General features: G+C 67.0%; 10 protein-coding genes. 5 read left to right on the top strand and 5 right to left on the bottom strand.

Annotated features, from left to right (window positions below; translation table 11 throughout):
* The 4 genes from MUO23_04735 to MUO23_04720 all read right to left on the bottom strand — a co-directional run.
* A partial coding sequence (locus MUO23_04735) for a LysM peptidoglycan-binding domain-containing protein (GenBank protein MCJ7512257.1) occupies window positions 1-771 on the bottom strand: 771 nt, incomplete at its 3' end.
* Between the two features lie 11 nt (window positions 772-782).
* Entirely contained in the window at window positions 783-1,319 is a 537-nt protein-coding gene (locus MUO23_04730; GenBank protein MCJ7512256.1) for a GNAT family N-acetyltransferase, read from the bottom strand.
* Window positions 1,309-3,939: a CBS domain-containing protein gene (locus MUO23_04725; GenBank protein ID MCJ7512255.1), complete on the bottom strand. Its 2,631-nt coding sequence runs from the start codon at window positions 3,937-3,939 to the stop codon at window positions 1,309-1,311. Before MUO23_04725 ends, MUO23_04730 begins: the two co-directional genes overlap by 11 nt.
* Window positions 3,940-4,062: 123 nt before the next feature.
* Entirely contained in the window at window positions 4,063-5,343 is a 1,281-nt protein-coding gene (locus MUO23_04720; protein ID MCJ7512254.1) for an extracellular solute-binding protein, read from the bottom strand.
* 112 nt (window positions 5,344-5,455) lie between these two features.
* Here MUO23_04720 and MUO23_04715 point away from each other — a divergent pair, with 112 nt between their 5' ends.
* From MUO23_04715 to MUO23_04705, 3 genes are all read left to right on the top strand, one after another.
* A complete protein-coding gene (locus MUO23_04715; GenBank protein MCJ7512253.1) occupies window positions 5,456-6,283 on the top strand; it encodes a lipoate--protein ligase family protein in 828 nt (275 codons plus the stop codon).
* 205 nt (window positions 6,284-6,488) lie between these two features.
* Window positions 6,489-6,944, top strand: coding sequence for a DUF503 domain-containing protein (locus tag MUO23_04710; protein MCJ7512252.1), 456 nt, complete (start codon window positions 6,489-6,491; stop codon window positions 6,942-6,944).
* 19 nt (window positions 6,945-6,963) lie between these two features.
* The gene (locus tag MUO23_04705; protein MCJ7512251.1) at window positions 6,964-7,752 is read left to right on the top strand and encodes an SDR family oxidoreductase; all 789 of its coding nucleotides are present in this window, start codon (window positions 6,964-6,966) and stop codon (window positions 7,750-7,752) included.
* A 208-nt stretch (window positions 7,753-7,960) separates the two neighbouring features.
* Here the strand turns inward: MUO23_04705 and MUO23_04700 are convergent, their stop codons facing one another.
* The gene (locus MUO23_04700; GenBank protein ID MCJ7512250.1) at window positions 7,961-8,356 is read right to left on the bottom strand and encodes a response regulator; all 396 of its coding nucleotides are present in this window, start codon (window positions 8,354-8,356) and stop codon (window positions 7,961-7,963) included.
* Window positions 8,357-8,691: 335 nt separating this feature from the next.
* Here MUO23_04700 and MUO23_04695 point away from each other — a divergent pair, with 335 nt between their 5' ends.
* Both MUO23_04695 and MUO23_04690 read left to right on the top strand, forming a co-directional pair.
* The gene (locus MUO23_04695) at window positions 8,692-9,681 is read left to right on the top strand and encodes a HAMP domain-containing histidine kinase (GenBank protein ID MCJ7512249.1); all 990 of its coding nucleotides are present in this window, start codon (window positions 8,692-8,694) and stop codon (window positions 9,679-9,681) included.
* Window positions 9,678-10,013, top strand: a 336-nt coding sequence (locus MUO23_04690; protein ID MCJ7512248.1) for a hypothetical protein, incomplete at its 3' end; no start/stop codon positions are given. The genes MUO23_04695 and MUO23_04690, both read left to right, overlap by 4 nt.

Raw genomic sequence — 10,013 nt, 5'->3', positions numbered from 1 at the left:
GTAGTACCCGGAATTCAGCTGACTGGCGGCCCACGAGAGCTGCGAGAACAGCCCCGTGTGACCTGCACTCACGAATCCCAGCGGGTAAGTGCGATCTACTTCGGATGGGCTGGGGTTGGTCACCCATCCAGATTGGTGTTGAAGCAACGCCAGCAACAAGCGCGGGGCGACCGAGTATTGCTGGGCCACTCGTTGGACGATCTCCGCACCGGTAAGCACCCGATCGTCGACCTCCTCACGGTATACGTTCAAGTACCCGGCATAGGCCGACAAGTCCGATTCGACGTTTGAGAAGACGGCCGGCGGACCGTAGACCAGCCCCGAGTCCGGGAGGATCTTGAAGGTCGGTCCTGGAGGCCGCATCTGAGGCGGCGGGATCGTAAGCGAAGCCCATACCGGGAGGTAGTCCGGATTGATCAGCCCGTTCGACTGCACGATCAGCGCCGGGCTGACTCCGAAGGCCGCCGCGATCAGGCCCAGGCTGTCACCCGGCTGGAGCACATAGAGTTCGGCCTCCGTTCGGACCGGAGGCGGCGTCCGGATCGCATCCGGCGTGGGCGACGGATAGCTCTCGCCGGGGATCCGGGTGGGCGCAAGCCAGGCCAGAGGCAGCAATGTGGGCGTGGCCGTCGGCGAGGGTTGGGCCTCGCCTTCGAGGTGGACTTGCTCCAGCACGTCCGTCCAGGGGGCGATCACGCGCTCGGTCACAGGGCCAGGGTGGGGAGAGGCACAGGCGGCAATCCCCGCGCTCACGAGGATCAGCCCACCCATCCGAATCGGATTCATTGCACCGAGGCAGCGGCAGGCAGGGGCTTCTCGAGGACGTAGGAGGGTTCGTGCACATGGCACACCTTGCCCAAATGATCGCTGTACGACCACTCCCCGCGGTCGCGGCCGGTGATGGCATACCCCAGCCGCTGGTACAGGGCGAGCGCTGGCTTGTTCCCGATGGCGACCGCAATCAGCGCTCTCCAGTACCCACGCTGCTGCAGAACCGCCTCGGCCTCCGACACCAGACGGGTGCCGATTCCCCGGTTGCGGTACGGCGGTCGGACGCGAAACGCGTGCAAGTAGCCGAATCGGCCGCGCTGTTCGCCGGAAAGGTCCGTGCCCCGGAATTGGACGAACAGCTGCCCCACGACCATGTCCTCCACTTCCGCCAGGAGCAGGACCCGGGCGCCGCGCCGGGCCTCTTCCATGGCCCGACGGTAGACCCGACGGAAATGCCGGTACTCCCCGTCCCACTCCAGGGCCGGCAGATCCGGTTCGCTGCCCGTGCGGATTGTCAAAGAGGTGAGTTCGATGGAATCAGCCTGCATGGCCGGCCTCCTCCACTAGCAGCTGCTGCAAGATCCGTTCCTCGTCTTCGGGCGAAGCGGCCTCGCCGTCGAGCCGCGCCGCGCGCAGCCGGTTCAGGATTCGCCGATAGGCCGGGCCGGGCCGCAATCCCAGGCTCTTCAACCTTAGACCATCCGTGTCGGGCCGCAGCCGTCGCCACTGGCTCAAGTAGCGCTCGATGGCTGCGGCCAACGTCGTGCCGCGCATCGCCAGCCAGGCCACGATCAGCGAGGCCTCGGGTACCTGCTCCAGGTTCTCGACGAGCTGACTCGGGCGCTCGTTTCCTGACCAGGCAGCCCCGGTTCGACCCAGACGGTTGGCCTGCAGGGCCACCTCCGCCATCGCCGCTGGAAAGTGAAGCCGGCTGCACGCCCGCTGCACCGCCTTCTCCTCCTGGCGGAACAGCCACAACCCGTACACCAGAGCCTCGAGGCTGGGACCGTCGTCCAGCTGCCAGGATCTCGGTGCGTCGAAGGAGCGGGCGTCGTTGAGCCCGTGGTCCAGCCGCTCATCCCACCCCAGGCCTGGATCAATGGCCTGCAGCACACCTAGGGCGGCCATCCGTCCCAGGGCGGCACCTGCGGTCGGCTCGGGGAACACGCTCTCCAGCTCTGCCCGCAGGCGCTCGCCGCTTACGCGTGGGATCAACCCCAACGCTTGCTGGAGCAGTTCCATGGTCCGGGCCTCGATCGCAAACCCGAGGCGCTGCTCCAGCCGAACCGCCCGGAGGATACGCGTGGGGTCATCAATGAAGCTGATCGAATGCAGCACCCGGATCAGTTGGCTTTGCAGGTCCCGACCCCCACCCCACGGATCGAGGAGCTGGCCGCGGTGGGGACCATCGAGACGCAGGGCGAGGGTGTTGATGGTGAAGTCCCGTCGGTGCAGGTCGAGCTTGATTGAGCCGCGCTGTACCGAAGGCAGCGCCGTTGGATGAGTGTAGAACTCCGTCCGGGCGGCCACCAGATCCAGGCCTGCCGGAACATCGGCGTCTGCCCCCACCCCGGCGAAGATCGCCCGCCGTAGGCGGGCGTCGTCAGAATCAATCGCCCACTTGGCGGTGCCGAAGCGCGTGTGGCTGCTCACTTTGCCGCCAAAGCGAGACGAAAGGGCGCGGGCAAGGGCGATGGCATCCCCTTCGACGACCAGATCGAAGTCCACCGGCTCCAATCCGAGGAGTAGGTCGCGCACGAATCCGCCAACGATGTACAAGGCCGTCCCCTGCTCCTCCGCCTGCTGGGCAACCAATTCCAGCAGCGCCAGGCGTGAGGCAGGCAGCGCCTGCTCCAGTTTGCGGAGCAGCTTGGCGGCCGGCGGCTCGCCGGGCTCAGCCGCCAGCGTGCGCAGGATGTCCGTCCGGGTGACGATGCCGACAATCTCCCCGCTGCTGCTATCGGCGACTGGCACCTGACCCCAGTTGTGCTCGATCATCACCCGCTGAAGATGCTGGACCGAATCTTGGGGATGAACCACGAGCTCGCCGGCTTCCATGACTTCGCGCACGGGTCGGCCGGACATGTCGTGGGCCGCCGCCCGGTCCACCGCCCGGCGGGTGAGCAACCCCACTACCTTGCCGCCCTCGACGATCGGGTATCCCTCATGGCCAAAGCGCCGCATGCGCTCGGCGGCTTGCCTGACCGTCACCTCCGGCGCCAACAGCTGCGGATCCCGCGACATGATCTCCCCAACGGTGAGAGCCGGCTGAACGAAGTCGGGCAGCAGGGACAAGATTTCCTGGCACACCTGCTCCGCGGTCTTGCCGCGGATGATAGCGGCTGCCGCCCTGCTGTGTCCGCCCCCTCCGAAATGAGCGGCGACGCGCCCGACGTCCAACAGATCGGTCGTCGCCCGCGCCACCAGCTGCACGCTCCCGTTCAAGGCGACGATGACGAACAAGCCAGCCGGGTCGAACAGATCACGCAGCTTGTGGGCGAGGGTCGAGATCTCATCCACCAGACCCTCCGCCTCGGCGCAGGCGACCACGATCGCCAGACCGTGCAGGTACGAGGTGCGGGCATTGGCCAACAGCCGCTCGTACAGGCGCCGCTGCTCTGTTGAGAGCGGGTGGTGGAGGAAGTCGTCTGCCACCCGCAGGCTTGCGCCGCTTTCCAGCAGCCAGGCAGCGGCGCGTACGTCGCGCGGCGTCGTCGCAGCGTAGCTCAGCGATCCAGTATCCTCATAGATGCCGAGCAGCAGCAGTGTGGCACCAACCAGCTCCAACGTGCTGTCGCTGTCCTGGAGGCTTTCAACCAGCAGCGTCGTCGTCGCCCCCACGCCTTCGATGGATCGCGGCCATTCCGGGTCGACGGCCGGGTCCAGCGGGTGGTGGTCGACGATCTGGACCTTCGTCGCTTTGCCCATGCCCCGCAGCGAGGGCAAGGCCTGTGTGTCTACGAGCAGCACGGATTCGATGGGCGCGCGGGGCAAGTCGTCGGCCTCGATGAACGGCAGCTGGTCTCCATACAGAGTGAGGAAGGCACGAACGTTCCTGTTCACGCGCCTTGGCAGCACGGCCAGCGCACCCAGTTGAAGCCGGCTGGCGGCATACAACCCAGCCAGGGCGTCGAAATCGGCTTGTTCGTGAGTCAAGATAACGTGCATGAGCGCAACCGCAAGTCCCGAGTCATCCCTGCCGGTTGCGCGGATTATACATCCCGCTCGGGCGGTCACCTTGGCACGGCCTGAAGCAAGGCTCGGCGGGGCCGTGTGAGCGACGGCGGCAAGCTAGGGAGATGAGGCTGTCGGCTGCACCCGGAGCGTCTCCATCGCCCGCCGCCAGGCAGAAACCGGCTCACCGGATTGGCGAGCCACCAGCCGTGCCGCCCGCTCGAGCGGGGTTGTGAATTCCGCCAGGCCGCGTGCCAGGGGGTATGGGGTGTTGTTGGTCAGGATCTCACGAGCCTGTGCCATCTCCTCCGACAACTCCCAGGCTTCGGCCAGCACCGGCAGGTGGGCCGCGCCCGCGATGCGGCTGTAGTCCAGCTGGGCTTCGGGGGAGAGCAGGAACTGGATGAACGCCCAGGATGCTTCCGCATCCTCCACGCCCAATCCGGAGCGCAAGTACGCGTTCAGGGCCCAGGTGTAACCGGAGAGCGGCTTGCCGGTCTCGCCGTACACCGGCCAATCATCGATCACAGGCGTTTGACCCAACGCCTGTTCGATGCGCGGCAGGTACTCCACCGAGTCCACCAGCCAGGCAGTATCGCCCGCCAAGAAGGCCTGCAGGTCGGCATCCGGTTCCGACCCGATGGTTCCCATCCCCGCCATCCGCTGGAGCAGCTTGAGCCAGCAGGTCCCAACAGCCTCATCGACCTGGATCCCGGAGTTGACCAGCATCAGCGTTCCGCCGCAGGCCGACATGAAGGGCATCGACGTCCGCATGCCCAGGTCGAGGACCAGGCCGCGCCGGCTGGAGAGGGCTGCCGAGCGCTGCTCCATCTCCTCGAGGTTCGGTGCCGCCTCCGGGAGGATCGCTGGATTGCGGTAGAGCACCATCCCCTGCAGCTCAATCGGGACGCCGAGCATCTGCTCACCATCCTCGGCCTGCGACCAGGCTATCGGGGTGAGCGACGCCCGGAGCTCCGGCGAGATGCGCTCGGTCACCTCTTGCGTCATCCCGGCGTCGTAGAGCTCCGTCGCCCAGGCCGAAGGTCCGAGAAGGATCGTGGGTCCATCGGCCAGCAGGGCCTGGGACAGCAACTTGGCATGGAACTCCGCCCTCGGGATATAGCGCAGGGAAACTTGCACGCCCTGGTGCCGCTCGCCGAACTGGGACAGCAGCCCACTCAGCCAGTGGGTTTCGGCCGGCGGCCAATCCATCCATACGACCACCCTCCCGCTGAGCGAGTCGCCAGGCGCCTGCAGCTGTTCGGCCGTCGGTGATGCCTGAGGCGGGGTTGCCGGCGGATGGGTGGGCGCAGGGGCTGCAGCCGTTGCGGGGCGGCAGCTGCTGAGTGAGAACGCGGCCAACATCGCTGCGGCCCACAGCCGTCGTGCATAGGCCATAGACCGAATCCGAATCGGCGACTGCCGGCGAATGCATCCAGATCCGGGAGGCATTCGGCGAGTGTACCATGCAGGGCTCTCACCATGGGGCCGGCCGGTATAATCGGTCGCGATGTCGACCCCGCCGTCCCCCTGGCGTTTGATTCTCTCGCCCGCTGCGCCCGGCTCCGACAACATGGCCACCGATCATGCTCTTCAAGAGGCCGTGGCCGAAGGGACCGCGCCGCCTACCTTGCGCCTGTATGCCTGGAATCCACCCTGCCTTTCGCTTGGCTTTGCCCAGCCGATCGCCCAGCTCGACCGGGACCGAGCGGACTCGCTCGGCTGGGACGTCGTGCGTCGGCCGACCGGAGGCCGCGCCATTCTGCACACCGATGAGCTGACATATTCGATCGTCCTCCCCGAGGGCGACCCACGGGTCGCGGGCGGAGTGCTGGAGAGCTATCAGCATCTCAGCCTGGGGATCGTCGCCGGGCTGGAGTTGCTCGGCCTGCAGCCCGAAGTGCAGCCCGGCATCCCGCTCTCGCAGGCCGAACGCCAGCAGCCGGTGTGCTTCGAGGCGCCAAGCGCCTACGAGATCAGCCTGCAAGGACGGAAGGTCGCCGGCAGCGCTCAGGTGCGGCGGCGGCAGACTGTGCTGCAGCACGGCACGATCCCGCTCTCGGGGGACATCACCCGGATCTGCCTTGGCCTGCGGTTCGATTCGGACGACGCCCGCCAGGGTGCCCGAGATCAACTCCGGTCGAAGGCCGCAACCCTCTCGGACCTGCTGGGCCGAACCGTTGGCTGGGAGGAGGCGGCGGAGGCGCTGACCCGAGGTATGGCGATGGCCCTGCGGATCGACCTCAAGGCGGCCTCGTTGAGCGCAGGCGAAACGGAACGCGCCCGCGCCCTCGCCGAGGCCACCTATGGCTCCGAGGCCTGGACCGCCCGCGTCTGACCCGGGCGCGCCGGAGCCGCCCTAGGCCCACCGCCGTTAGCCAGCGCGCAGCCCGCGCCCGGATCGCAGGGCGCGCCGTGCTGCGGTGCGACCCAGCCTCAGCCGGCTCTGCCGGTGGCCTGACGGCGGGCGTCCGCTCAGCGCCGAGACGCAGGCACGGTTTCTGGCTCCGCCTATCCAACGCAAGATCTGAAGATCTCTCCAAGTGGTTCCCTTGTGGGCGGCTTCCGATCAGCAGCCATCGGCTGCACAGCATGACCTGCGGACTTCATGCCTGCGCAGAGTGTGGGCCGACCGGTCAGCCAATGCCGGGACGAGGGACGGCACGGGCGGGGCTGGCCTTGCCGGCCTGCTGACCGCGGGCTACACTCATGCCATGCACGTCGGTGCGATCGTGCTCGAGATTCGCCTGCCTGGCTGCCGATCGCTTAAGGAGAAGCGGGGCCGCCTCAAGCCCCTGCTGGCGGCGTTGCAGCGCGAGTTCAGTGTCTCGGCGGCCGAAGTCGAACTGATGGATCGGCATGAAGACGCCGTCATCGGGATCGTGGCCGTCAGCAACGACGGCCGGCACGTCGAACGCTGGTTGTCGAAGATCCCGGGCTGGGTCGAGCGCCAACGCCCTGACATGACAGTCGTGGACTACCAATATCACGCCCTGTGAGGCACTCAGCGGAGGCACGATGGACCTTGGATTGGCAGGAAAGACGGCGATCGTGACCGCCGCCTCGCGTGGACTCGGGCGGGCAGCCGCAGCCGCGCTGGCGCGTGAAGGCGCAAGGGTCGCCATCTGCGCCCGCGGTGAGCGCATTCACACGGCCGCCGCTGAGATCCAGCAGGCCGCCGGTATCCAGGTTCTTTCGTTTCAAACCGACCTGAGCTCTGGGCCTCAGGTGGAGCAGTTCGTCTCCCAGGCCATGGAGCGACTCGGCCGCATCGACATCCTGGTGGCCAACGCCGGGGGGCCGCCGCCTGGGCCGTTCTTGAACTTCGCTCCCGAGGACTGGGATTCCTCCTTCCAGGCGACCGTGATGAGCGCGGTTCGGCTATGTTACGCCGTCGTGCCCTCCATGCTCCGCCAGGCCAACGGGAGCATCGTGTTCTGTCAGTCGTACTCCGTCAAGCAGCCGGTCGAGAATTTGATCCTCTCCAACGCCCTGCGCATGGCGGTGATCGGCCTGGCCAAGAGCCTGGCGAATGAACTCGGTCCCAGCGGCATTCGCGTCAACAGCTTGAACCCGGCCTGGACCCGCACCGAGCGCGTGGAAGAACTGATGCAGGACCGAGCTGACCGATCCGGCGGCACCGCCCAGGCGGAGATTGCCCGGATCACGGCCGGGGTCCCGCTGAGGAGGATGGGTACGGCCGAGGAGTTCGGGGACACCGTCGCCTGGCTGGCTTCCCCGGCGGCGTCCTACATCCATGGCCACGCCCTGTTCTTCGACGGCGGCGCCACGCAGGCTCCCCTGTAAGCCGACGCCGCTCGCCCTCGACAACATCCCACCGAACACAGGCCTGGAAAAGCGTCGGGAGCCTCCCGGGCACGGCATGCTTGAGCTGAGAGACCGACTCACCGGGCACCCCCGGCGCACGCGCCCAGAATCTCAGCGGCGCACCCTGAGGTGCGCCGCTGAGATGGAGAAACGCGGTTGCCAGCCAGCGATCCAAACCAAAGGGAAATCAGGCCGCGACGTCGGCTCCGACCAGCGCCAGCGACTTGCGCCGCACCAGGGTGCGCAGCCGGGATGCCAGCAAGCTGGCGTGGACCGGCTTGATCAAGTAATCGTCGGCACCGGCGTCCAGCGCCCGGGCCACGCTGCCCGGAGCGCCGAGGGCCGAGAGGATCAGGATCGGCACATCGGAGAACGACCGGATCTCCTCGCAAACCTGCCAGCCATCCATCTCCGGCATCAGCAAATCGAGGATGATCACGTCCGGCTCGTCGAGTTTGACCTCTCGCACGCCATCCTCGCCGGTGAATACAGCCCGGATCTGGAAATCCTGCCCTCGCAGCAAGGTGCGAAGCATGATCGACAAATCCGGGTCGTCATCAATTAGGAGCACCGATATGGCCATAGACCTCTCCGCAAGCTCGATCCCATTATCTACGTCGCGGCCTCCGGCCGACCTTACAGCCACCTCTCAACCCAGCCGCACTTGCCCACATGCGCCAGTGAGGCTATAGTACCGAACGGAGAGGAGGCCCTTCCGCTCGCCCTATGACAACGCCGCCTGCATCCCAGACGGGCAGGCTGGGGGCGTCCTGCCCCCAATGTGGCACCCGTCTCCCGCCCGATTCGCGAACCTGTCCCCACTGCGGGGTCGACCTGTTCCTTCTGGCCCTCCTGGCCGAACGGGCCTACCTCGAGGGCTTCCCCGAAACGGCCCCCATGCGCCGCACCCCGGAGTCCATGGTCCCGCGTATTGGCGAGTACTTGATCGAGCAAGGTGTGCTGACCGAGGTCCAGCTGGGCCAGGCGCTCGCCCGCCAGAAAGAGGTCGCCGCCAGCGGCCAGGCGCGCCTGCTCGGCCAGACCTTGCTCGAGATGGGCCTGGTGGATCGGGAGACCCTGGACCGGGCGATCACCCGCCAGATCATTGAGCTGCACGCTGCGCTTCAGGAGGCCAACCGCACCCTGGAGCGCCGGGTGATCGAGCGCACGGCCGAACTCCGCCGCACCCTCGAACGTCTGACTGAGCTCAACCAGATCAAGGCCAACCTGATCTCGAACGTCAGCCACGAGTTGCGCACGCCTCTCGCCCATATCAAGGGCTACGTCGAATTGATCCAGGACGAGCAGCTCGGTCCGCTGAACGAGGAACAGCGCAAGGCGGTCACGGTCATGTACCGCGCCACCGACAGGCTGGAGCGGTTGATCGAGGACTTGATCGAGTACTCCACGGCCTCGCGGGCGGGAATGACGATCGACCTTCGAAGGGTCGACGCCGCGGAGCTGGCGGACCAGGTAGTCAGCCGCTCCCGCTCGAAAGCCGACAAGGCAGGTGTGTCTCTGGTCCTGTCCATCGCCCCGACCGTCCCAGCGGTGCACGCCGACCGGGAGAAGATCGGGTGGGTGCTGTATCAGTTGCTGGACAACGGCATCAAGTTCACCCCGGCCGGCGGCAGCGTGGAGGTCTCGGCCTCCGCCGACCGTGAGCTGGTCACGCTCATCGTCCGCGACACCGGGATCGGCATCCCCCAGGAACGGCTGGAGGAGATCTTCGAGCCCTTCCACCAGCTGGACGGTTCGCCGACCCGCCGCTACGGAGGCACGGGGCTGGGTCTGGCGCTGGTCAAGATGATCCTCGGCGCCCACGGCGCCCAGCTCCAGGTAGAGAGCAGCGAAGGGCAAGGGACGGTTTTCCGGTTCTCCCTCCCCACGGCAGCCAGCGCCTCATGACTGGACCCCTGATCCCTCCCGGCCCGCTGACGCATGGCACAGAACTGAATGCGGTTTACGCCATCGCCCGAATCGTTGCCGAGACGTACGACACCGAGGCTGGGCTGGATGCGGTGTTCCGGCTGGCGCGCACGATCTTCATCTTCGACGTTGTCTCGCTGTACCTGCAGAACGAGGACTCCGGCTCGCTCGAACCCACCTATGCTCGGGCGCTAGGGAGAGGGCGGTCGAAGGAGGCTGAGCTGACGTGGGGTGAGCCCGCCGCCCAGGAAGCCTTCCGCAGCGGGCAGACGGTGCTCCGCCAAGAGGACGCCGGCCCGGCTGTCACCACC

Source organism: Anaerolineales bacterium (assembly GCA_022866145.1).
GTDB lineage: Bacteria > Chloroflexota > Anaerolineae > Anaerolineales > E44-bin32 > PFL42.
The sequence above is the reverse complement of the archived record's forward strand: the minus strand, read 5'-3'. Positions and strand labels throughout refer to the sequence as shown.

Bases quoted from the DNA above. Each gene is read 5' to 3' on its own strand.
- MUO23_04695 (MCJ7512249.1), top strand. From the start codon at position 8,692: ATGGTCCCGCGTATTGGCGAGTACTTGATCGAGCAAGGTGTGCTGACC.
- MUO23_04700 (MCJ7512250.1), bottom strand. From the start codon at position 8,356: ATGGCCATATCGGTGCTCCTAATTGATGACGACCCGGATTTGTCGATC.
- MUO23_04730 (MCJ7512256.1), bottom strand. From the start codon at position 1,319: ATGCAGGCTGATTCCATCGAACTCACCTCTTTGACAATCCGCACGGGC.
- MUO23_04725 (MCJ7512255.1), bottom strand. From the start codon at position 3,939: ATGCACGTTATCTTGACTCACGAACAAGCCGATTTCGACGCCCTGGCT.
- MUO23_04720 (MCJ7512254.1), bottom strand. From the start codon at position 5,343: ATGGCCTATGCACGACGGCTGTGGGCCGCAGCGATGTTGGCCGCGTTC.
- MUO23_04705 (MCJ7512251.1), top strand. From the start codon at position 6,964: ATGGACCTTGGATTGGCAGGAAAGACGGCGATCGTGACCGCCGCCTCG.
- MUO23_04715 (MCJ7512253.1), top strand. From the start codon at position 5,456: ATGTCGACCCCGCCGTCCCCCTGGCGTTTGATTCTCTCGCCCGCTGCG.